Raw genomic sequence first — 20,736 nt, 5'->3', positions numbered from 1 at the left:
TGGCGGCCCCTTACTTCCAGATGTTCCAGGGAGACATGATCCAGATCCCCACGATCACCAACCACACCAAGGTGATCGGGATGAAGATCTTCCAGCCCAGACGCATGATCTGGTCAAAACGGAAGCGAGGGAAGGAAGCCCGCACCCACAGGAACATGGTGACGATGAGGAAGGTCTTGCCGAACAGCCAGAACCAGCCGGGAATGAAGTTCAATGCGTGCACGGGTGCCAGCCAGCCGCCAAAGAACATGACGGCGGCCAAGGCCGACACCAGGATCATGTTGGCGTACTCGGCCAAGAAGAACATGGCGAACGACATGCCCGAATACTCGACCATGTGACCGGCCACGATTTCGGACTCGCCTTCCACCACGTCGAAGGGGTGGCGGTTGGTCTCGGCCAGACCAGAGATGAAGTACACGACCGTGATCGGCAGCAATGGCAGCCAGTTCCAGGACATGAAGCTCCAGCCCTCGCTGGCGAACATGCCCTTGTCCTGGCCAAGAACGATCTCGCTCATGTTCAGCGAGCCCGACACCATCAACACGATCACCAGGCAGAAGCCCATGGCGATCTCATACGACACCATCTGCGCCGAAGCCCGCATGGCACCCAGAAAGGCGAACTTGGAGTTGGACGCCCAGCCCGCGATGATCACGCCATAAACTTCCAGCGAGGTGATCGCCATCAGGAACAGCAGACCTGCATTGACATTGGCCAACGCGACCTCGGGGCCGAAAGGTATGACAGCCCAGGCGGCCAGGGCCGGCATGATGGTCATGACGGGACCCAGGAAGAACAGTCCCTTGTTGGCCGCCGACGGCACAATGATCTCCTTGAAGATCAGTTTGACAGCATCGGCGATGGGCTGCAGCAGACCGTAGGGACCCGTGCGGTTCGGACCAGGGCGCACTTGCGTCCAACCGATGAACTTGCGTTCCCACAAAGTCAGGTAAGCCACGCACAGCAGCAAGGGCAGCAGCACGAGCACGATCTTGATCAGCGCCCAGACCACGGGCCAGGCGCCTCCCAGGGCGCCCGCACCGGCTGTGTAAAAGGTATCGATCATGTGATGTTCCTTCGCCTCAGACCTTGTCGACACGGATGGCGCCGAATTGCGCACCCAGTGACGACGTCAAGGCATGGCCCGCAGGCACACGCACCACATTGGCGGGCAAGCTGGCGTCCAGCACCGCACCCAGCGTGGCCGACCCGTTGTCTTGCGAGACCCTCACCTGCGCACCATCGGCCAGGCCCAGCTCGGCCCACAAGGCCTTCGACAGGCTGACCACGGGCGCCTTGGCGTCAGCGGTCTGTTGCAGGGATTCGGAGCGGCGCACCAGCGCATCGGCGCTGTAGATGGGCACATCGGCGATGCGCTCCAGGCCACCAGTCGAGCCTTGCAGTTGGATGGTGGCCGTGCTCTGATTGGACAGGCGCGACGGGATCGATGCCAGGTCGCCCAAGGCGGCGGCGCGGACTTCTTCCGAGGTCTCGAACTCGAAGCCCGGGATGCTCAGCATGTTGCCCAGCACGCGCAGCACCTTCCACGCGGGACGCGTGTCGCCCAAGGGCTTGACCACGCCATGGAAGCTTTGCACACGGCCTTCGGCGTTCACGAAGGTGCCAGAGGTTTCGGAGAACGGCGCGATGGGCAGCAGCACATCGGCGTAGTCATTGGCGCCAGACTTGAAAGCCGACAGGGACACGACCATCTGCGCGCCATTGACCGCAGCGCGCGCAGCAACGGGGTTGGCCGCATCGAACTCGGGCTCGGCGTTGAACAGCAGCACGGCCTTGAGCTGGTTGCTTGAGAGCATCTGGCCGGCGTTCAAACCGCCCTGCTTGGGCTGGGCGCCCACGAGTTGCGCGCCGACGGTGTTGGCCGATTCGCCCAGGAAGCCGACAGTGGCACCGGTCTGCTCGCCGATCCAGTTCGCCAGGGCGTGCAAGGTCGAGGCTTGCGGATGGTTGGCGGCGGCGTTGCCGAGCAAGATGGCTTTCTTCTCGCCGGACAGCAGCGAGGAGGCCACAGCCCGGGCCGCGTCGGTGGCTGTGCCATTGGCGGGGATCGCCACGCCACGCTCAGTGGCGATGGCCACGGCGATGTCGGCCAGGGATTGCGCCCAGGCGCTCGGCGCCACGACGATGCGCTGAGCGATCGGCAGCAGCCAGTCGTCGGTGGTGGCACCGATGGCGGTGACCTGCGCACCTCGCTTGGCGGCATGGCGCAGGCGCGAGGCGAACAGAGGATGGTCTTTGCGCAGGAAGGAACCGATCACCAACACGCGGTCCAGGGTGGACAAGTCGGCGATGGGCAGGCCCAGCCAGGTCGCGCCCGGCGTGGCGGTGAAATCGGATTGGCGCAGGCGGGTGTCGACGTTGTCGCTGCCCAGGCCACGCATCAGCTGGCCCAACAGGTACAACTCTTCCACCGTACTGTGGGCCGTGCCCAGCGCGCCGATGGCGGCCGCACCGTGGTCGTTCTTCACGCCCTTCAGGCCATTGGCCACGTATTCCAGCGCCGTGGTCCAGTCGACCTCGCGCCATTGGCCGCCCTGCTTGAGCATGGGCTTGGTCAGGCGCTGGTCGCTGTTCAGTGCTTCGTAGCTGAAGCGGTCGCGGTCGGCAATCCAGCATTCGTTGACGGCTTCGTTTTCCAGCGGCACCACGCGCAACACCTTGCCGTTCTTCACTTGAACGATCAGGTTGGAACCGGTGGAGTCATGCGGCGACACGCTCTTGCGGCGCGACAGCTCCCAGGTACGGGCGCTGTAGCGGAAAGGCTTGCTGGTCAGGGCACCGACAGGGCAGATATCGATCATGTTGCCCGACAGTTCGGAATCAACGGTGTTGCCCACGAAGGTGGTGATTTCGGAATGCTCACCGCGGTGGATCATGCCGAGCTCCATCACGCCGGCGATCTCCTGGCCGAAGCGCACGCAGCGGGTGCACTGGATGCAGCGGCTCATCTCCTGCATGGAGATCAGCGGGCCCACATCTTTCTTGAAGACCACGCGTTTTTCTTCTTCGTAGCGCGAAGCAGAAGCGCCGTAGCCCACTGCCAGATCCTGCAGCTGACACTCGCCACCCTGGTCGCAGATGGGGCAATCCAGCGGGTGGTTGATCAGCAGAAACTCCATCACGCCTTGCTGGGCCTTGATGGCTTTGTCGCTCTTGGTGCGAACAATCATGCCCTGCGTGACCGGTGTGGCGCAGGCCGGCATCGGCTTGGGCGCCTTCTCGATGTCCACCAGGCACATGCGGCAATTGGCCGCGATCGACAATTTCTTGTGATAACAGAAATGCGGGATGTAGACGCCGTTTTGCTCAGCCGCATGCATGACCATGCTGCCTTCAAGCACCTGGACTTTCTGTCCGTCGAGTTCGATTTCAACCATGTTTGTTCTCACCTGTGTGCGACCGGCCTTCCGCCGGGCCGCCCCAAGGAAGGCCAGCCCCCTCGGGGGGCAGCGAGGTATTCCGAGCGTGGGGGCGCCTATACATAGGCCGGGACCACGCAGGTCTTGTGTTCGATGTGATGAATGAATTCATCGCGATAGTGCTTGATGAAGGCTCGCACCGGCATGGCGGCGGCATCGCCCAGCGCGCAGATGGTGCGGCCCTGGATGTTGTCGGCCACGGAGTTCAGCAGCTCAATGTCTTCGACGCGGCCATGGCCCTTCTCGATGCGGTCGACCATGCGCCACAACCAGCCCGTGCCTTCGCGGCAAGGCGTGCACTGGCCGCAGGATTCGTGCATGTAGAAGTAGGACAGGCGTTGCAGGCTCTTGACCATGCAGCGGGTCTCGTCCATCACGATCAGCGCGCCCGAGCCCAGCATGGAGCCGGCCTTGGCGATGGAGTCATAGTCCATCGTGCATTCCATCATGATGTGCGCGGGCAGCACGGGCGACGACGATCCACCGGGGATCACCGCCTTGAGCTTCTTGCCGCCACGCACGCCACCCGCCAGCTCCAGCAGCTTGGGGAAAGGCGTGCCCATCGGGATCTCGTAATTGCCGGGACGTTCAACGTCGCCGCTGACCGAGTACAGCTTGGTGCCGCCGTTGTTGGGCTTGCCCACTTCCAGGAAGGCCTGGCCGCCATTGCGGATGATCCAGGGCACCGCCGCGAAGGTCTCGGTGTTGTTGATCGTGGTGGGCTTGCCGTACAAGCCGAAGCTGGCCGGGAACGGTGGCTTGAAGCGGGGCTGGCCCTTCTTGCCCTCTAAAGATTCGAGCAGGGCGGTTTCTTCACCGCAGATGTAGGCGCCGAAACCATGGAAAGCGTGCAACTCGAAGCTGTAGTTACTGCCCATGATCTTGTTGCCCAGCATGCCGGCGGCGCGCGCTTCTTCCAGGGCGGCCTCGAAGCGTTCATACACCTCGAAAATTTCACCGTGGATGTAGTTGTAGCCCACGCTGATGCCCATGGCGTAGGCCGCAATCGCCATGCCTTCGATCACGATGTGCGGGTTGTACATCAGGATCTCGCGGTCCTTGCACGTGCCCGGTTCGCCTTCGTCGGAGTTGCACACCAAGTACTTCTGACCGGGAAAGGCGCGGGGCATGAAGCTCCACTTCAAGCCCGTGGGGAAACCGGCGCCGCCACGGCCACGCAGGGCCGACAGCTTCACGTCGGCAATCACCTGCTCGGGCGTCATGCCCTCGCCGCCGTCCAGGCCCAGGATCTTGCGCAGGGCTGTGTAGCCGCCGCGCGCCTGATAGTCCTGCAGGCCCCAGTTTTTGCCGTCCAGATCAGCGTAGATCTGCGGACTGAGGTGACGACCGTGAAACACGGTCTCTTGGCCGGTCGACTGGAATTGGGAAAGGTCCAACATCTGGGTGGTCCTCGATTATTTGGCGTGGGCCTTGAGCGTCTCGACCAGCGCGTCCAGCCGGTCGTTGCTCATGAAGCTGACCATCTGGCGGTCATTGACCATCAGCACCGGCGAATCGGCGCAGGCGCCCATGCATTCGCTTTGCTGCACGGTGAACAGGCCATCGGCCGTGGTCTCGCCCGCTTCGATGCCCAGCTTGTGGCACAGGTGCTCAAGCGCCTTTTGGCCATCGCGCAACTGGCATGGCAGGTTGGTGCACACGTTCAGCTTGAACTGGCCCACCGGCTGCTGGTTGTACATGTTGTAGAAGGTGGCGACCTCGCGCACCGCGATGGGCGCCATGCCAAGGTGAACAGCAATCAGCTTCTCACCCTCCGGCGAGATCCAGCCATTTTCCTGCTGGAAGATGGACAGGCAGGCCATCACCGCAGATTGCTTTTGATCGGCCGGGTACTTGGCCACTTCGCGGTCGAAACGCGCTTTGGTTTGTTCGCTGAGCATGGGTTTGTCAGTCATCTCGCTTCTTAGCGGTCGATTTCACCGAACACGATGTCCATCGTGCCGATGATGGCCACGGCGTCGGCCAGCATGTGGCCACGGCTCATCTCATCAAGGGCCGCCAGGTGCGGGAAGCCGGGCGCGCGAATTTTCAAACGGTAAGGCTTGTTGGCGCCGTCGCTGGACAGGTAGATGCCGAACTCGCCCTTGGGATGCTCCACCGCCGCGTAGGCTTCGCCTTCGGGCACGTGGAAACCTTCGGTGAAGAGCTTGAAGTGGTGGATCAGCTGCTCCATCGAAGTCTTCATCTCGACGCGCGAAGGCGGGGCCACTTTGTGGTTGTCGGTGATGACCGGGCCGGGGTTGGCACGCAGCCAATCCACGCATTGTTTGATGATGCGGTTGGACTGGCGCAACTCTTCGACGCGGACCAGGTAACGGTCGTAGCAGTCGCCGTTCTTGCCGACGGGGATGTCGAAGTCCATGTGCTCATAGACATCGTACGGCTGGTGCTTGCGCAGATCCCACACGATGCCCGAACCACGCAACATGGGACCCGAGAAACCCAGGTTCAGGGCGCGTTCAGGCGTGACCACGCCGATGCCAACGGTGCGCTGTTTCCAGATGCGGTTGTCGGTCAGCAGGGTTTCGTATTCGTCGATCAGGCCAGGGAAGCGCTGCGTGAAATCGTCGATGAAGTCCAGCATGGACCCCTGGCGATTCTCGTTCAGGCGCGCGATGGTCTTGGCGTTCTTGATCTTGCTGACCTTGTACTGCGGCATCGTGTCCGGCAGGTCGCGGTAGACGCCACCTGGACGGAAATAGGCGGCGTGCATGCGCGCGCCCGACACGGCTTCGTACAGGTCGAACAGGTCTTCTCGCTCACGGAAGCAGTAGATGAGGATGTTCATCGCGCCACAGTCAAAGCCGTGACAGCCCAACCACAGCAGGTGGTTCAGCACCCGGGTGATCTCGGCGAACATCACACGGATGTACTGGGCGCGCACGGGCACGTCGATGCCCATCATCTTCTCGATGGCCAGGCAGTAAGCGTGCTCGTTGGCCATCATCGAGACGTAATCCAGGCGGTCCATGTAAGGCAGCGACTGGATGAAGGTCTTGGACTCGGCCAGCTTTTCGGTGGCGCGGTGCAGCAGGCCGATGTGCGGGTCGGCGCGCTGGATGACTTCGCCGTCCAGCTCGAGCACCAGGCGCAACACGCCGTGGGCAGCCGGGTGCTGGGGCCCGAAGTTCAGGGTGTAGTTCTTGATCTCGGCCATGATTACTTCAGGCCTCCGTAGTTGTCTTCACGGATGATGCGCGGGGTGATCTCGCGCGGCTCAATCGTCACTGGCTGGTAGATCACGCGGCGCTGTTCGGGGTCGTAGCGCATTTCCACGTGACCCGAAGTCGGGAAGTCCTTGCGGAAAGGGTGCCCGATGAAGCCGTAGTCGGTGAGGATGCGGCGCAGGTCGATGTGGCCTTCGAAGATGACACCGTAAAGGTCGAAGGCTTCGCGTTCGAACCAGTTGGCAGAGCTCCACACGTCATTGAGCGAAGCGACCATCGGCAGATCATCGTCAAGCGCGAAAACCTTCAGCCGCAGGCGCCAGTTCTTGGCGACCGACAGCAGGTGGCTGACCACGCAATAACGGGGGCCTTCGGCGTAGATTGAGGCGGCACCATCCTTGTAAGTGGAATAGTCCATGCCGCACAAGTCCTGGAGCTGCTCGAAGCGCAGCTCAGGATGGTCGCGCAAGGTGGTGGCCACGCGGATGTAATCAGCGCTGGAGACGGTCAGGGTCAGCTCACCCTTGGCGCTGTCCAGCCGCTTGACCGCATCTCCCAGCACAGAGTACAGCGCGGCTTGCAGGGTGTCGAGTTTGATGCTCATTGAAACGGTCCTGCGCTCTTATCGGGCAATGGTGTTTTCGCGGCGAATCTTGGCCTGCAATTGCAGGATGCCGTACAGCAAGGCTTCGGCAGTGGGGGGGCAGCCCGGCACATACACGTCCACCGGCACGATGCGATCGCAGCCACGCACCACCGAGTAGCTGTAGTGGTAATAACCGCCACCGTTGGCACACGAGCCCATGGACAACACCCAGCGTGGTTCGGCCATCTGGTCGTACACCTTACGCAAGGCCGGTGCCATCTTGTTGCACAGCGTGCCGGCCACGATCATCAGATCGGACTGACGCGGGCTGGGACGGAACAACATGCCGAACCGGTCGATGTCATAACGCGCCGCACCAGCGTGCATCATCTCAACCGCACAGCAGGCCAGACCAAACGTCATCGGCCACAAAGAACCAGTCTTGGACCAGTTGATCAGCGTGTCCGCCGACGTGGTGATGAATCCCTCTTTGAAGACGCCTTCGATACCCATGTTGATTACCTCATTCCCAGTCCAGGGCGCCCTTTTTCCACTCGTAGACAAAGCCCACGACGAGGATGCCCAAAAACAGCATGATGGCCAAAAAGCCCGCCATGCCCACTTCCTTCAAGGCCACAGCCCAAGGGAAGAGAAAAGCGATTTCCAGATCGAACAAAATGAACAGGATGGCCACGAGGTAATAGCGTACGTCGAACTTCATGCGCGCGTCTTCAAAGGCCTCGAAGCCACATTCATAAGGGGAGTTTTTAGCCGCGTCAGGACGACGCGGACCCAGCAAGAAGCCAAGCAGCTGAGGGACCACCCCGACTCCAACACCCACGAGGATGAAAAGGATGACCGGCAGGTAATTCTCAAGATTCATCATGACTGGCAGCTCTCAGGCAAGACAGAACAGGCAACGGACGATTGAAACACAATCAAAAAGCAAAAAGCGCGCTGAGCTGCGAACTCATGCGCGCCTACCTTAGGTATCTTTGCAACACTGTCCGCGAACACCAACCAAAATAGCAAGGAGCAGGCTGATCATGGGGTGGTGCTAAGACACGGTTTAAATGCTTGGTGCCGACGGCGAGACTCGAACTCGCACAGCTTTCGCCACTACCCCCTCAAGATAGCGTGTCTACCAATTTCACCACGTCGGCATGGGCTTTAAACAGGTTTGCAGCCTGCATTGGACACCATCTTCGGCTTGCTTGAGGCTTGCTCACCGAAGTCTTCTATTCTAACCCGAAATCAACATCATTTCGTAGGGATAAGAGCCGCGCCCGAGGCCGATTTCGCGGCCGCCGAAGCAGCGGCAGAAGCCTTTGCCGCAGGCTGGTCGAACACACTCGGCTGGTCGGTCGGCGAAGCACGGTGGTTGCCAACATAGGCCAAGCCCAAGGTTGACAAAAAGAACACCGTGGCCGCCACCGCTGTCGAGCGCGACAGGAAGTTGGCGCTGCCGGTGGCACCAAACAGGCTGCCCGAAGCACCGCCGCCGAAAGACGCGCCCATGTCGGCGCCCTTGCCGTGCTGCACGAGCACCAGCCCAATCATGGACATGGCGGAAATGATCTGGAGCACTTGCACCAGGTTTGCAAAAACTTGCATGTTGTCAAAACTCCAGATGTAGCCGCGCGCCCTCAGGCGGCACGGGCAATGGCGGCAAAGTCGGAGACCTTCAGGGAGGCCCCACCGATCAAGCCACCGTCAATGTCGATTTGGGAGAAAAGCTCGGCGGCATTGTCGGGCTTGACGCTGCCACCGTAGAGCAAGGGCACCGCGGCCGCAGAAGCTTGCGCAGCTTTGAGCTGAGCACGCAGGAAAGCATGCACAGTCTGAGCTTGCGCCGGCGACGCTGTCTTGCCAGTGCCAATGGCCCAGACGGGCTCATAGGCGACCACCACCTTGGCCAGATCAGCCCCCAAGGTGTCGATCACGGCCTTCAATTGCCGAGCCACCACGGCCTCGGTTTGATTGGACTCGCGCTCGGCCAGGGTTTCGCCCACACACACGATGGGCACCAAGCCTTGCGCCAGGGCAGCCTTGGCCTTGTCAGCAACCAGTTGATCGCTCTCGGCGTGGTAACTGCGGCGCTCGGAGTGCCCCACGATGGCGTAGTGCGCACCGAGCTCGCGCACCATGGCACCCGACACCTCGCCGGTGTAGGCGCCCTGGACTTGAGCAGACACGTCTTGCGAACCGACGGCGATGGCACTGCCCTGCAGCGTGGCGACCACTTCACCCAAGTAGGGGAAAGGCACGCACACCGCCACGTCCGACCGAGGCGCCGAAGCGCTCAGATCGGCCTCAAGCAGGCCCTTCAGGAGTTCGGCATTGGCAGCGTGGCTGCCATGCATCTTCCAGTTGCCGACGACGAGTTTCTTGGGCAGGGCCATGACCATCATTGCTGCTGTTGCTGCTCTTGCTCAGTCGAGGCACCACGGTCGCCACCGCGGTCACCGCGGTCACCACGGTCACCACGGTCATTGCGACCACCACGGTCACCACGGTCGGAACGCTCGCGCTCAGGGGCCATGCCTTCAGGACGCTCTTGCAGCACCTTCATGGACAGCTTGACGCGGCCTTTTTCGTCGGTTTCCATGACTTTGACCTTGACGATCTGGCCTTCGGTCAAGTAATCGGAGACCTTATCGACGCGCTCGTGGGCGATCTGGCTGATGTGCAGCAGACCGTCCTTGCCGGGCAGCAGGTTGATCAGGGCACCAAAGTCGAACAACTTGGTGACGGGACCTTCGTAGACCTTGCCGATTTCGACTTCGGCGGTGATCTCGGCGATGCGCTTCTTGGCCAGTTCGGCCTTGTCAGCGTCGGTCGAGGCGATGGTGATGGTGCCATCTTCGCTGATGTTGATCTGGCAACCGGTTTCTTCGGTCAGTGCACGGATGGTGGCACCGCCCTTGCCGATCACGTCACGGATCTTCTCGGCGTTGATCTTCATGGTGTACAGGCGGGGTGCGAATTCCGAGACTTCGGTGTTGGCGCCCGACATGGCTTCAACCATCTTGCCCAAGATGTGCAGACGGGCTTCCTTGGCTTGCGCCAGCGCCACTTGCATGATTTCCTTGGTGATGCCCTGGATCTTGATGTCCATCTGCAAGGCGGTCACGCCACCGGTGGTGCCGGCGACCTTGAAGTCCATGTCACCCAGGTGATCTTCATCGCCCAGGATGTCGGTCAAGACGGCAAAGCGGTTGTCTTCCTTGATCAGGCCCATGGCGATGCCCGCCACGTGCGCCTTCATGGGGACGCCAGCGTCCATCATGGCCAGGCAGCCGCCGCAGACTGACGCCATCGACGAGGAGCCGTTGGACTCGGTGATCTCAGACACCACGCGCACGGTGTAGCCGAACTCGTCCTTCGGGGGCAACACCGGCACCAGGGCGCGCTTGGCCAGGCGGCCGTGACCGATTTCGCGGCGCTTGGGCGTGCCCACGCGGCCGGTTTCGCCAGTGGCGAAGGGAGGCATGTTGTAGTGGAACAGGAAGCTGTCGCGGAAGTCGCCGGCCAGTGCGTCGATGCGCTGCGCGTCTTGCTCAGTGCCCAGCGTGGCGATCACCAAGGCCTGGGTTTCACCACGGGTGAACAGGGCCGAACCGTGAACGCGGGGCAGCACGCCCGTGCGGATCTCGATGGGGCGCACGGTGCGGGTGTCGCGGCCGTCGATGCGGGGCTCGCCTGCCAGGATCTGGCTGCGCACGATCTTGGCTTCGATGTCGAACAGCATGCTGTCGACCTTGACGCCGTCGAACACGACGCCTTCAGCCGTCAACGCAGCCTTCACGTCGGCGTAGGCGGCGCGGGTGGCTTGCGTGCGGGCTTGCTTGGAGCGGATTTGGTAGGCGGCGCGCAGCTTTTCTTCGGCCAGACCGTTGATCTTGGCGATGAAGTTGTCGTCCTTGGCGGGCGCGGCCCAGTCCCAGACGGGCTTGCCGGCATCACGCACCAGGTCGTGGATGGCGTTGATGGCCACACGGCCTTGCTCGTGGCCGTAGACGATGCCGCCCAGCATGACTTCTTCAGTCAACTGATCAGCTTCGGACTCGACCATCAGCACGGCGGCTTCGGTGCCGGCGACGATCAGGTCCATCTTGGAGTTGACCAGCTCGGCCGGGCCGGGGTTCAGCACGTATTCGCCATTGACATAGCCCACGCGGGCCGCACCGATGGGGCCGTTGAAGGGGATGCCAGAGATGGCCAAGGCGGCGCTGGACGCGATCAGGGCGACGATGTCGGCCGAGACGTTGGGGTTCAGCGAAACGACGTGGATGACGATCTGGACTTCGTTGTAGAAGCCTTCGGGGAACAGGGGGCGCAGGGGGCGGTCGATCAGGCGCGAGGTCAGTGTCTCCAACTCGCTGGGCTTGGCTTCGCGCTTGAAGAAGCTGCCAGGGATCTTGCCGGCGGCATATGTTTTCTCGATGTAATCGACGGTCAGGGGGAAGAAGTCCTGGCCGGCCTTGGGATTCTTGGCGGCGACGACGGTGGCCAGCACCACGGTGCCTTCAACGTCGGCGAGCACGGCACCGCTGGCTTGACGGGCGATTTCGCCGGTCTCGAGCGTGACGCTGTGGTTGCCCCATTGGAAGGTCTTGGTGACTTTGTTGAACATGCTCATGGGGTGGTTCTCCGGTTGAGTGACACCCCACGTGGGGTGCGTTTTCTTGTACGACGCCACAGGCGCCGGGGCCCAAATCACTCTGGCGCGATGCCATTCCATCAGGGCAGCTTGGAGGCTGCAGTGCCCTCATGGAATGACAGAGCGTCGCTGGTCGAGTGCCTGGATTTAAAAAACAAAAAGCCTGTGCTGGGAAAAACCAGACAGGCTTTTTATCATCGTGCCGATCTTACTTGCGCAGACCCAGCTTTTGGATCAGTGCCAGATAACGGTCAGCGTCCTTGCCCTTGAGGTAGTCCAGCAGCTTGCGGCGGCGGCTCACCATGCGCAGCAGGCCGCGGCGACCGTGGTGGTCTTTCTTGTGGGTCTTGAAATGGGGGGTCAGGTCGTTGATGCGTGCGGTGAGCAGGCCCACTTGCACTTCCGGAGATCCGGTATCGCCCACGCTGCGCGCGTTGGACTTGACGACTTCTGCTCTGCTTTCGAGAGTAATGGTCATGATTCGTTCTTTCGGTTTCGAGTTGATCAACTTGCGGCGCCAGGTGAAACCGACCCAGGCCGTGCTTTGGGAAAATCCCAAACATGCCGCCCCTAAGAGGGCAAGCCCGCAATTATAGCTATTTTTATCAGGGGCGTCAGATCTTTGAAAGGTCCCAGCGTGGCTGGACGTCAAACACCGCATCACGGCGCAAAACGGCCGATCCCGCCTGCAGGCGCATGGCACCGGCCAGGGCGATCATGGCCCCGTTGTCGGTGCACAGGTGCATTTCGGGGTAGTGAACCCGGACACCGCGCCGTTCACCTGCCTGGTTGAGTTGCTGGCGCAGCAGGCGGTTGGCCCCCACGCCGCCTGCAACCACGATGCGCTTCAGACCGGTGGCTTTCAGCGCGGCCAGGGACTTCTTGACCAGCACGTCCACGATGGCAGCCTCAGTCGAGGCAGCCAGGTCAGCCAAAGGCCCGGCCGGAACGTCGGCCAAGGCTTGCGCCAGGGCAACCTCATTGTCCAGCAGGTTCAGCTTTTGCAACTGCGTGCGCACCGAGGTTTTCAGGCCCGCGAACGAGAAATCAAGGTTGCCGCTGTGGAGCATGGGCCGAGGCAGCTCGAACGCTTTGGGGTTGCCCAATTCGGCCAGCTTGGACAAATGCGGGCCGCCCGGGTAAGGCAGACCCATGAGCTTGGCCGATTTATCGAAGGCTTCGCCGGCAGCATCGTCCACGGTCTCACCCAACAGCTCATAGCGCCCCACCCCGTCCACGCGCATCAACTGAGTGTGGCCACCCGAAACGAGCAAGGCAATGAAGGGAAACTCCGGCGGATCGGCCGACAGGAACGGTGACAGCAAATGCCCTCCCAGGTGATGAACGCCGATCATGGGTTTGCCCAGCGCCGTGGCCAAGGCGCAAGCCACACCAGCGCCGACCAGCAAAGCGCCCGCCAGGCCTGGCCCACGCGTGTAGGCCACCACATCCACATCGGTCAGCGTGCAATCGGCCTCCAGCATCACCTGGCGCACCAAAGGCACCACGCGGCGAATGTGATCGCGCGAAGCCAGCTCGGGCACCACGCCGCCGTAGGCCTGGTGCATGTCGATCTGGCTGTGCAAGGCGTGCGACAGCAACTGCACCGGGCCTTGTGCGGGCGCGCTCACCAGCGCCACGCCGGTTTCATCGCAGGAGGACTCGATGCCAAGGATACAAAGGGGACGTTCAGACATGCCGCCAGTGTAGGCGCGGCGCGTTTGTTGCATGATCGCGGACATGAATGAAGCCCGCAGCATGCGCCTGGTGATCGTGGCACCGGAGAACCTCACCGCCGACCCGGAAGCCGATGAATCAGTGCGGGCCGAGGCTGAGCGCTCTCGGATGCTGCGCATCGCTTTGCTTGAATCAGGCTTCAACATCGTGGCCACACTGCCGGCCGATGTCTTCCTGCCTGAACGCATTGCCCAGATCCAGCCCGACATGATCGTGGTCGATGCCGAGAGCCAAGGCCGCGACATCCTGGAGCACGTGGTGATGGCCACGCGCCATGAGCGCCGCCCCATCGTGCTTTTTTCAGATGATGAAGACACGTCCCATGTGCGCGCGGCCATCGCGGCCGGCGTGTCGGCGTATGTGGTGGCCGGCCTGCCTGCCGACAGCATCAAGCCCGTGATCGACGTGGCCATGGCCCGCTTCGAACACGAAGAAGGCTTGCGGCGTGAACTGGCCGATGTGCGCGGCCAACTGGAAGACCGCAAGGTGGTCGACCGCGCCAAAAGCGTGCTCATGAACCAGCATGGCCTGAGCGAGCAAGACGCCTATTCGCGGCTGCGCAAGGCGGCCATGGACAAGGGCTTGAAGCTGGCCGAAGTGGCGCAACGCCTGCTGGACGTGACCGACATGCTCGGCTGAGCACCGGCTTAAGCAAGCGCGCACCAGTTCAGCGCCAGACCGCCCCGCATCGGGGCGAAATCTCCAAAAAAAAGCTGGCACAACGCTTGCATTCATCAGCCGCAAGCGAAATCAACGGCGATTTCACCACCCCCACTTGAACACCCAATGACGGGCTGTTCAAGGCACCCGACAAAGGCGTCTACCGAAGAGTTCCCCGCGTTCACCGCAGGGCTCATCGGCAGGCGCTTTTTTTGTTTGTTGATAGCCAAGAAAGTTGAAGTGACCATGTCTACACAGGATTTCAAAATGTCCCGTCGCTCCATCCTTAAGACCGCCGCTGCAGCCAGTGCTGTAGGCGTTGTGCCCGGCCTGCAATCGGCCGTGTGGGCAGCAGGCTCCGACAAGCCTGAGCTGGAAGAAGTCAAGATCGGTTTCATCCCCCTGACCGACTGCGCCTCGGTGGTGATGGCTTCGGTGCTGGGCTTCGACAAGAAGTACGGCGTCAAGATCATCCCCAGCAAGGAAGCCTCATGGGCCGGCGTGCGCGACAAGCTCGTGAACGGTGACCTGCACATGGCGCATGCCCTGTATGGCTTGATCTACGGCGTGCACCTGGGCGTGGGTGGCCCCAAGAAAGACATGGCTGTGTTGATGACGCTCAACAACAATGGCCAGGCCATCACGCTGTCGAAGAAGCTGTCGGACAAGGGCGCCGTGGACGGCCCCTCGCTGGCCAAGCTGATGCAAACCGACAAGCGCGAGTACACCTTCGCGCAGACCTTTCCCACCGGGACGCACGCCATGTGGCTGTACTACTGGATGGCGTCTTACGGCATCAATCCGATGAGGGACGCCAAGGTCATCACCGTGCCGCCGCCCCAAATGGTGGCGAACATGCGCGTGGGCAACATGGACGGCTACTGCGTGGGCGAACCCTGGGGCCACCGCGCCATCATGGACGGCATCGGCATCACCGCCGTCACCACGCAGGACATCTGGAAGGACCACCCCGAAAAGGTGCTGGGCACCACGGGCGACTTCGTCAAGAAGTACCCCAACACAGCCCGCGCCGTGATGATGGCGATCCTGGAAGCCAGCCAATGGATTGATGCGGGCCTGCAGAACAAGCTGAAGATGGCTGACACCATCGCCGCCAAGTCGTATGTGAACACCAGCGCCGATGCGATCAACCAGCGCATTCTGGGCCGCTACCAGAACGGCCTGGGCAAGACCTGGGACGACCCCAACCACATGAAGTTCTTCAACGACGGCAAGGTCAACTTCCCGTACCTGTCGGATGGCATGTGGTTCCTGACGCAGCACAAGCGCTGGGGCTTGCTCAAGGACCACCCCGATTACCTGGCCGTGGCCAAGCAGATCAACCAGATCGATCTGTACAAGGAGGCCGCAGCCGGCTTGAAGATCAGCGTGCCCAAGGAGGTGATGCGCACCAGCAAGCTGATCGACGGCACGGTCTGGGATGGCAAGGATCCTGCCAAGTACGCGGACAGTTTCAAGATCAAAGCGTAAATTTTCCCCACCCAGGCCTTGCCCGTTTTCATTCCGCCCCAGGAGTTCCCCATGGTCAGTGCCGTGTTCCACAGCCCTTCCGAAGCCAGCGACGCCCTCAAGGCTGAAAAAGCTTTGGCCGTTACGTCAGCCACCGCCACCGGCGCAGCGAAGGTCCCCAAAGTGACCCCCCTGCCGTTCGACTGGTCAGGGCTGTTGCTCAAGGTCCTGCCACCGCTTTGCGGCTTTGGTTTGCTGATCGGCATCTGGGCCTTGCTGACCATGAACAGCACCACCTTTCCGACCCCGGCTGCGACCTGGACAGAAGCGGTGAAGCTGTTCTCAGACCCCTTCTATCAAAACGGGCCCAACGACCAAGGCATTGGTTGGAACATCTGGTTCTCGCTCAAGCGCGTGGCCCTGGGTTTTGGCCTGGCAGCGCTGGTCGGCATTCCGATGGGTTTTGCAATTGGCCGCTTTTCTTTCATCAACAACATGCTGTCGCCTTTGATCAGCTTGCTGCGCCCAGTGTCGCCTTTGGCCTGGCTACCCATTGGCCTGATGGTGTTCAAGTCGGCTGACCCTGCCGCCATCTGGACCATCTTCATCTGCTCGATCTGGCCCATGATCATCAACACCGCCGTGGGCGTGCAGCGCGTGCCTGACGACTACCTGAACGTGGCCAAGGTGCTGAACCTGTCCGAGTGGAAGATCGTCACCAAGATTTTGTTCCCCTCGGTGCTGCCCTACATGCTGACCGGCGTGCGCCTGTCGGTGGGCACGGCCTGGCTGGTGATCGTGGCCGCCGAAATGCTGACTGGCGGGGTGGGCATCGGCTTCTGGGTCTGGGACGAGTGGAACAACCTGAATGTTGCCCACATCATCATCGCGATTTTCGTCATCGGCATCGTCGGCCTTCTGCTGGAGCAACTGCTCGTGTCCGTGGCCAAACGATTCAGTTTCGAATAAACCAATCCCTCGCTTAGGAGCCCCAACATGAGTCAATTCATCGACATCCACGGCGCCGAAATGGTGTTTCACACCAAGAAGGGGCATTTTCACGCCCTGCGCGAGATCAACCTTGGCATCGACAAAGGCGAGTTCGTGACCTTGATCGGACACTCAGGGTGCGGCAAGTCAACCTTGCTCAACCTGATTGCCGGACTGATCAAACCCACCGAGGGTGCGCTGATCTGCGACAACAAGGAAATCAATGCGCCTGGCCCCGAGCGCGGTGTGGTGTTCCAGAACCATTCTTTGCTGCCCTGGCTGACCTGCTTTCAGAACGTCTATCTGGCGGTGGAGCGTGTGTTTGGTGACAAGGAGCCAAAAGACCAGCTCAAGAAGCGCACGACCGACGCACTGGAACTGGTCGGCATGGGCCATGCCATCGCCAAACGCCCCCATGAGATCTCGGGCGGCATGAAGCAGCGCGTGGGCATTGCCCGTGCGTTGGCCATGGAACCCAAGGTTTTGCTGATGGACGAGCCTTTTGGCGCGCTGGACGCCTTGACCCGCGCGCACCTGCAAGATGAGCTGCTCAAGATCGTGGCGCGCACCAAGAGCACCGTGGTGATGGTGACGCACGATGTGGACGAGGCCGTGCTGCTGTCGGACCGCATCGTGATGATGACCAACGGCCCGGCCGCCACCATTGGCGAGATCCTGACAGTGCCGCTGCAACGGCCACGCAACCGGGTGGAACTGGCCGAAGACCCCACGTACGTGCATTGCCGCAAGGAAGTGCTGAGCTTTTTGTACACCCGCCACGGCGTGGCCGACCGAAAGGCCGCCTGAATCTGGCATGACCCTTGCGTACAGGAATTGCGATCGCCTGATTCGCCAGAGCCAGGTGATCTTCCTCAGCGGGGGTCCGTGGGTCCGCGAAAACCTACCGGCCTCTTCACGCCTTCCGATCCTTGGGTCGGAAGGCGTCTTTTTTGGCAGCTGCCCAAATCACGGTCCCAGCCAAGACCATGGGCACGCACAGCCATTGGCCCATGCTCATGTTCAGGGCCAGCAGGCCCAGAAAGCTGTCGGGTTCGCGGAAGTATTCGGCCGTGAAGCGGAACACGCCGTAGCCCATCAGGAACATGCCCGACACGGCACCGAGTTGGCGCGGTTGGCGGCCATAGAACCACAGCAAGGCAAAGAGGGCGAGCCCCTCCAGACCAAACTGGTACAGCTGCGACGGGTGCCTGGGCTCCAGGCTGCCCGAGTCCGGGAAAATCATGGCCCAGGGCAAGGAGGGATCGGCTAAACGGCCCCACAACTCACCATTGATGAAGTTGCCGATGCGGCCAGCCGCCAGGCCAATGGGCACACAGGGTGCCACCAGATCGGCCACCTCAAAGAAGGTGCGGCCCTGGCGTTTGGCGTACAGCCACATGGCCGCGATCACACCCAGCAGTCCGCCATGAAAGGCCATGCCCCCTTGCCAGACGGCCAGGATCTCGGCGGGATGGCTCAGGTAGTAACCTGGCTTGTAAAAAAACACATAGCCCAGCCGCCCCCCCAGCACCACGCCCAGCACCCCGAAGAACAGCAAGTCCTCCACCTGCTGACGGTTCCAGCCGGTTTGCGCAAACGGCGCGCGTTTGGCCCGCCAGGTGGCCAGCAGGTAGAACAAGGTGAAAGCCGCCAGGTAGGTCAGGCCGTACCAGTGGATTTTCAGCGGCCCCAGTGCAAGGGCGATGGGGTCAATGTGCGGATGAACGAGCATGTGGGGGCCAGACAAGCCAAGGGCGTGTTCGAAGAGAAACCGGGGCGAACGATAACCGATGCCTGCGCCATTGATAGGATGTGGTCATGAATCCCACCTCCCTGCAAATCGTGGCGGTAGCGCTGTTTGGCATCGCGCTGATCCACACCTTCTCGACCAAATTCTTTGAACGACTGGCCCACACGAGCCCAACCCACGCTGGCCTGTGGCATTTGCTGGGCGAGATCGAGGTGGTCTTCGGCTTCTGGGCCATGGTGCTGATGCTGGTGATGTTCGCCGTCGAGGGCAAGGCCTCGGCCACCGCTTACATCGACGGTCGCAATTTCACGGAACCCATGTTCGTCTTCGCCATCATGGTGGTGGCCGGCAGCAAGCCCATCCTGGAAACCGCCGGCCAGTTGACCCGACTGCTGGCCCGAGGCCTGCCCTTGCCCGATGGCTTGTCGTTCGCACTGGTGACCTTATCGGTGGTGCCGCTGCTGGGCTCGTTCATCACCGAGCCGGCCGCCATGACCCTGGCCGCCCTGTTGCTGCACGAACGCCTGTTCATGGCCCCGGTGTCAGCGCGGCTCAAGTACGCCACGCTGGGCGTGCTGTTCGTCAACGTGTCGATTGGCGGCACGCTCACCCAATTTGCCGCTCCGCCCGTGCTGATGGTGGCGGGTGTTTGGGGTTGGGACATGAGCTTCATGTTCCACACCTTTGGCTGGAAAGCGGCGGTGGCGGTCATGGTCAATGCCATTGGGCTGGTGCTGCTGTTCCGCCAGGAGCTGCGCAAGGTCCTGCCGGCGTCCGGCAGCACCAGCGGCCCAACCATTCCTTGGACTGTCAGCCTGATCCACCTGGTCTTTCTGACCGGGGTGGTGGTGTTTGCCCACAACCCCGCCGTGTTCATGGCACTGTTCCTGTTTTTCATGGGTTTCACCACCGCGTACGCCCAATACCAAAACCCATTGATCCTGCGCGAAGGCTTGTTGGTGGCATTTTTCCTGGCTGGACTGGTCGTTCTGGGCGGGCAGCAGCAATGGTGGCTGGAGCCGCTGTTGATGCAGATGGATCACACCAGCGTGTTCTTCGGCGCCACCGCCTTGACCGCCATCACGGACAACGCCGCCCTGACCTATTTGGGCTCCTTGGTGGAAGGGCTCAGCGATGAGTTCAAGGTGGCCCTGGTGGCCGGCGCGGTGTCGGGCGGTGGCCTCACTTTGATCGCCAACGCGCCCAATCCCGCTGGCGCCGCCATCTTGAAGGACGGCTTTGCCGAGAAATACATCCATCCCGGAGGCCTGTTGCTGGCCGCCTTGCTGCCCACCGCCGTGGCCATGGCTGCCTTCGCCCTGCTGTGAGCTCGACAGCATGAGCGAAGACCGCCCGATCCCTGATGCGCTGAAGGCCGAATTGTCGGACTGGCGCCGTTGGATATCGCGCGTGGTCGTGCTGAGTTTTGCCGCCTTGGCCGGTGTGAGCGTGGTGCTCCTGACCCGCTTGAGCGAGTACGCACTGGAGGTATTTTTCAAGGTGCAGCAACAGTGGTTCTGGGCCCCTGTGCTGTGGACACCTCTGTGCACCGTGGCCGTGGTCTGGTGCACCCGCCGGTGGTTTCCCGGGGCCGCCGGCTCCGGAATCCCGCAAGTGATGGCGGCACTGGATCCTGAGACCCTGCCAGCAGAACGCAGACAACTGGTGTCCCTGCGGCTGGCGCTAAGCAAGATCGGCTTGACATCGGCGGCGTTGATAGCCGGGCTGTCTACCGGGCGGGAGGGCCCTTCGGTTGAGGTTCGCTGCGGGATGTGGCCTGGCCGTGGCCGTGATTGGCCTGGCCACCGGAGGACTCACCTTTGGCAGCGGTTACGACACCACCAAGCAACTGTTGGACGGCCAAGACGCCGATCACGGCATTCATCATCGTCATGGAAATGGTCGACGGACGCAGCATGGTGATCAGCTTGATGGCCTGCGCCCTGACCGCCAGCGGCGTGGCTCGCCTGCTCAGCCCGCCCAACCAAACGCCCCCACCGGTCTTTGACATCAAACGCTGAGCGACAATAACGACTTTAGCCTCCAGCCACCTTGCCGGCCGTTCACGGCGCGAGTAAGGTGACTGGCCGTTTGCCCCACAGCACCAACCTATAAGCAGACCTGCCATGAGCCTGAACCGCCGCTCGAAGAACATCACCGAAGGCGTCGCCCGCGCGCCAAACCGCTCCATGTACTACGGCATGGGCTACAAGGAGGGCGACTTCGTCAAACCCATGATTGGCGTGGCC

At 61.7% G+C, this 20,736-nt stretch carries 20 protein-coding genes, 1 tRNA gene and 1 pseudogene; 7 read left to right on the top strand and 15 right to left on the bottom strand.

The window, feature by feature from the left end; genetic code table 11:
- Nucleotides 1-10 precede the first annotated feature (10 nt).
- From nuoH to tsaD, 14 genes are all read right to left on the bottom strand, one after another.
- Entirely contained in the window at nucleotides 11-1,069 is a 1,059-nt protein-coding gene (gene nuoH / locus H7225_RS18130) for an NADH-quinone oxidoreductase subunit NuoH (protein WP_290664406.1), read from the bottom strand.
- Nucleotides 1,070-1,085: 16 nt separating this feature from the next.
- Nucleotides 1,086-3,401: an NADH-quinone oxidoreductase subunit NuoG gene (nuoG, locus tag H7225_RS18125; RefSeq protein ID WP_290664404.1), complete on the bottom strand. Its 2,316-nt coding sequence runs from the start codon at nucleotides 3,399-3,401 to the stop codon at nucleotides 1,086-1,088.
- A 98-nt stretch (nucleotides 3,402-3,499) separates the two neighbouring features.
- Nucleotides 3,500-4,843, bottom strand: a complete 1,344-nt coding sequence (gene nuoF, locus H7225_RS18120) for an NADH-quinone oxidoreductase subunit NuoF (RefSeq protein ID WP_290664402.1) — start codon at nucleotides 4,841-4,843, stop codon at nucleotides 3,500-3,502.
- A gap of 15 nt (nucleotides 4,844-4,858) precedes the next feature.
- Nucleotides 4,859-5,344, bottom strand: a complete 486-nt coding sequence (gene nuoE, locus H7225_RS18115; RefSeq protein WP_290664428.1) for an NADH-quinone oxidoreductase subunit NuoE — start codon at nucleotides 5,342-5,344, stop codon at nucleotides 4,859-4,861.
- A 23-nt stretch (nucleotides 5,345-5,367) separates the two neighbouring features.
- On the bottom strand, nucleotides 5,368-6,621 hold the full coding sequence (locus tag H7225_RS18110) for an NADH-quinone oxidoreductase subunit D (protein WP_290664400.1): 1,254 nt from the start codon (nucleotides 6,619-6,621) through the stop codon (nucleotides 5,368-5,370).
- Between the two features lie 2 nt (nucleotides 6,622-6,623).
- Nucleotides 6,624-7,235, bottom strand: coding sequence for an NADH-quinone oxidoreductase subunit C (locus H7225_RS18105; protein ID WP_290664398.1), 612 nt, complete (start codon nucleotides 7,233-7,235; stop codon nucleotides 6,624-6,626).
- Nucleotides 7,236-7,253: 18 nt separating this feature from the next.
- Complete coding sequence (locus tag H7225_RS18100) at nucleotides 7,254-7,730, bottom strand: NADH-quinone oxidoreductase subunit B (protein ID WP_035035151.1); 477 nt, start codon at nucleotides 7,728-7,730, stop codon at nucleotides 7,254-7,256.
- Nucleotides 7,731-7,740: 10 nt separating this feature from the next.
- Nucleotides 7,741-8,100, bottom strand: a complete 360-nt coding sequence (locus tag H7225_RS18095; protein ID WP_290664426.1) for an NADH-quinone oxidoreductase subunit A — start codon at nucleotides 8,098-8,100, stop codon at nucleotides 7,741-7,743.
- 195 nt (nucleotides 8,101-8,295) lie between these two features.
- A tRNA-Leu gene (locus tag H7225_RS18090) sits at nucleotides 8,296-8,380 on the bottom strand.
- 97 nt (nucleotides 8,381-8,477) lie between these two features.
- Nucleotides 8,478-8,831 carry a preprotein translocase subunit SecG gene (secG, locus tag H7225_RS18085; protein WP_290664392.1) on the bottom strand — a complete coding sequence of 118 codons (354 nt, stop codon included), beginning with the start codon at nucleotides 8,829-8,831 and terminating at the stop codon, nucleotides 8,478-8,480.
- A 32-nt stretch (nucleotides 8,832-8,863) separates the two neighbouring features.
- Nucleotides 8,864-9,613 (bottom strand): triose-phosphate isomerase, encoded by a 750-nt coding sequence (tpiA, locus tag H7225_RS18080; RefSeq protein ID WP_290664424.1) that lies wholly within the window; start codon nucleotides 9,611-9,613, stop codon nucleotides 8,864-8,866.
- Nucleotides 9,614-9,624: 11 nt separating this feature from the next.
- The gene (gene pnp / locus H7225_RS18075) at nucleotides 9,625-11,859 is read right to left on the bottom strand and encodes a polyribonucleotide nucleotidyltransferase (RefSeq protein WP_290664390.1); all 2,235 of its coding nucleotides are present in this window, start codon (nucleotides 11,857-11,859) and stop codon (nucleotides 9,625-9,627) included.
- Between the two features lie 229 nt (nucleotides 11,860-12,088).
- A complete protein-coding gene (gene rpsO, locus H7225_RS18070) occupies nucleotides 12,089-12,358 on the bottom strand; it encodes a 30S ribosomal protein S15 (protein WP_290664388.1) in 270 nt (89 codons plus the stop codon).
- 136 nt (nucleotides 12,359-12,494) lie between these two features.
- Nucleotides 12,495-13,577, bottom strand: a complete 1,083-nt coding sequence (gene tsaD, locus H7225_RS18065) for a tRNA (adenosine(37)-N6)-threonylcarbamoyltransferase complex transferase subunit TsaD (protein ID WP_290664386.1) — start codon at nucleotides 13,575-13,577, stop codon at nucleotides 12,495-12,497.
- 43 nt (nucleotides 13,578-13,620) lie between these two features.
- Here tsaD and H7225_RS18060 point away from each other — a divergent pair, with 43 nt between their 5' ends.
- From H7225_RS18060 to H7225_RS18045, 4 genes are all read left to right on the top strand, one after another.
- Nucleotides 13,621-14,256 carry an ANTAR domain-containing protein gene (locus H7225_RS18060; protein WP_290664384.1) on the top strand — a complete coding sequence of 212 codons (636 nt, stop codon included), beginning with the start codon at nucleotides 13,621-13,623 and terminating at the stop codon, nucleotides 14,254-14,256.
- A 288-nt stretch (nucleotides 14,257-14,544) separates the two neighbouring features.
- On the top strand, nucleotides 14,545-15,768 hold the full coding sequence (locus H7225_RS18055; RefSeq protein ID WP_290664382.1) for a CmpA/NrtA family ABC transporter substrate-binding protein: 1,224 nt from the start codon (nucleotides 14,545-14,547) through the stop codon (nucleotides 15,766-15,768).
- A gap of 51 nt (nucleotides 15,769-15,819) precedes the next feature.
- Nucleotides 15,820-16,716: a nitrate ABC transporter permease gene (gene ntrB, locus H7225_RS18050; protein WP_290664422.1), complete on the top strand. Its 897-nt coding sequence runs from the start codon at nucleotides 15,820-15,822 to the stop codon at nucleotides 16,714-16,716.
- Between the two features lie 27 nt (nucleotides 16,717-16,743).
- On the top strand, nucleotides 16,744-17,544 hold the full coding sequence (locus H7225_RS18045) for an ABC transporter ATP-binding protein (RefSeq protein WP_290664380.1): 801 nt from the start codon (nucleotides 16,744-16,746) through the stop codon (nucleotides 17,542-17,544).
- A 106-nt stretch (nucleotides 17,545-17,650) separates the two neighbouring features.
- Here H7225_RS18045 and lgt read toward each other — a convergent pair whose 3' ends face one another.
- Entirely contained in the window at nucleotides 17,651-18,469 is an 819-nt protein-coding gene (lgt, locus tag H7225_RS18040) for a prolipoprotein diacylglyceryl transferase (protein ID WP_290664378.1), read from the bottom strand.
- A gap of 86 nt (nucleotides 18,470-18,555) precedes the next feature.
- Here lgt and H7225_RS18035 point away from each other — a divergent pair, with 86 nt between their 5' ends.
- The 3 genes and pseudogenes from H7225_RS18035 to H7225_RS18385 all read left to right on the top strand — a co-directional run bounded on the left by H7225_RS18035 (nucleotide 18,556) and on the right by H7225_RS18385 (nucleotide 20,508).
- Nucleotides 18,556-19,815 carry a putative Na+/H+ antiporter gene (locus H7225_RS18035; protein ID WP_290664376.1) on the top strand — a complete coding sequence of 420 codons (1,260 nt, stop codon included), beginning with the start codon at nucleotides 18,556-18,558 and terminating at the stop codon, nucleotides 19,813-19,815.
- A gap of 10 nt (nucleotides 19,816-19,825) precedes the next feature.
- Nucleotides 19,826-20,191: pseudogene (locus H7225_RS18390) on the top strand (chloride channel protein); the annotation flags it as partial.
- 116 nt (nucleotides 20,192-20,307) lie between these two features.
- A complete protein-coding gene (locus H7225_RS18385; protein ID WP_366481757.1) occupies nucleotides 20,308-20,508 on the top strand; it encodes a chloride channel protein in 201 nt (66 codons plus the stop codon).
- The last annotated feature ends 228 nt before the right edge of the window (nucleotides 20,509-20,736 follow it).

This window comes from Aquabacterium sp., from assembly GCF_014378415.1.
Lineage (GTDB): Bacteria > Pseudomonadota > Gammaproteobacteria > Burkholderiales > Burkholderiaceae_C > Aquabacterium.
Note: the sequence above shows the minus strand (reverse complement) of the source record. Positions and strands in the feature narration are given on the sequence as shown.

Excerpts from the sequence above, each read along its gene's own strand:
- nuoH (WP_290664406.1), bottom strand. The coding sequence starts at position 1,069 with ATGATCGATACCTTTTACACAGCCGGTGCGGGCGCCCTGGGAGGCGCC.
- nuoE (WP_290664428.1), bottom strand. The coding sequence starts at position 5,344 with ATGCTCAGCGAACAAACCAAAGCGCGTTTCGACCGCGAAGTGGCCAAG.
- pnp (WP_290664390.1), bottom strand. The coding sequence starts at position 11,859 with ATGAGCATGTTCAACAAAGTCACCAAGACCTTCCAATGGGGCAACCAC.
- H7225_RS18055 (WP_290664382.1), top strand. The coding sequence starts at position 14,545 with ATGTCCCGTCGCTCCATCCTTAAGACCGCCGCTGCAGCCAGTGCTGTA.
- H7225_RS18035 (WP_290664376.1), top strand. The coding sequence starts at position 18,556 with ATGAATCCCACCTCCCTGCAAATCGTGGCGGTAGCGCTGTTTGGCATC.
- H7225_RS18100 (WP_035035151.1), bottom strand. The coding sequence starts at position 7,730 with ATGGGTATCGAAGGCGTCTTCAAAGAGGGATTCATCACCACGTCGGCG.
- H7225_RS18095 (WP_290664426.1), bottom strand. The coding sequence starts at position 8,100 with ATGAATCTTGAGAATTACCTGCCGGTCATCCTTTTCATCCTCGTGGGT.
- nuoF (WP_290664402.1), bottom strand. The coding sequence starts at position 4,843 with ATGTTGGACCTTTCCCAATTCCAGTCGACCGGCCAAGAGACCGTGTTT.
- rpsO (WP_290664388.1), bottom strand. The coding sequence starts at position 12,358 with ATGACCATTACTCTCGAAAGCAGAGCAGAAGTCGTCAAGTCCAACGCG.
- H7225_RS18110 (WP_290664400.1), bottom strand. The coding sequence starts at position 6,621 with ATGGCCGAGATCAAGAACTACACCCTGAACTTCGGGCCCCAGCACCCG.
- nuoG (WP_290664404.1), bottom strand. The coding sequence starts at position 3,401 with ATGGTTGAAATCGAACTCGACGGACAGAAAGTCCAGGTGCTTGAAGGC.
- H7225_RS18060 (WP_290664384.1), top strand. The coding sequence starts at position 13,621 with ATGAATGAAGCCCGCAGCATGCGCCTGGTGATCGTGGCACCGGAGAAC.
- H7225_RS18105 (WP_290664398.1), bottom strand. The coding sequence starts at position 7,235 with ATGAGCATCAAACTCGACACCCTGCAAGCCGCGCTGTACTCTGTGCTG.
- lgt (WP_290664378.1), bottom strand. The coding sequence starts at position 18,469 with ATGCTCGTTCATCCGCACATTGACCCCATCGCCCTTGCACTGGGGCCG.
- ntrB (WP_290664422.1), top strand. The coding sequence starts at position 15,820 with ATGGTCAGTGCCGTGTTCCACAGCCCTTCCGAAGCCAGCGACGCCCTC.
- tsaD (WP_290664386.1), bottom strand. The coding sequence starts at position 13,577 with ATGTCTGAACGTCCCCTTTGTATCCTTGGCATCGAGTCCTCCTGCGAT.
- H7225_RS18045 (WP_290664380.1), top strand. The coding sequence starts at position 16,744 with ATGAGTCAATTCATCGACATCCACGGCGCCGAAATGGTGTTTCACACC.
- secG (WP_290664392.1), bottom strand. The coding sequence starts at position 8,831 with ATGCAAGTTTTTGCAAACCTGGTGCAAGTGCTCCAGATCATTTCCGCC.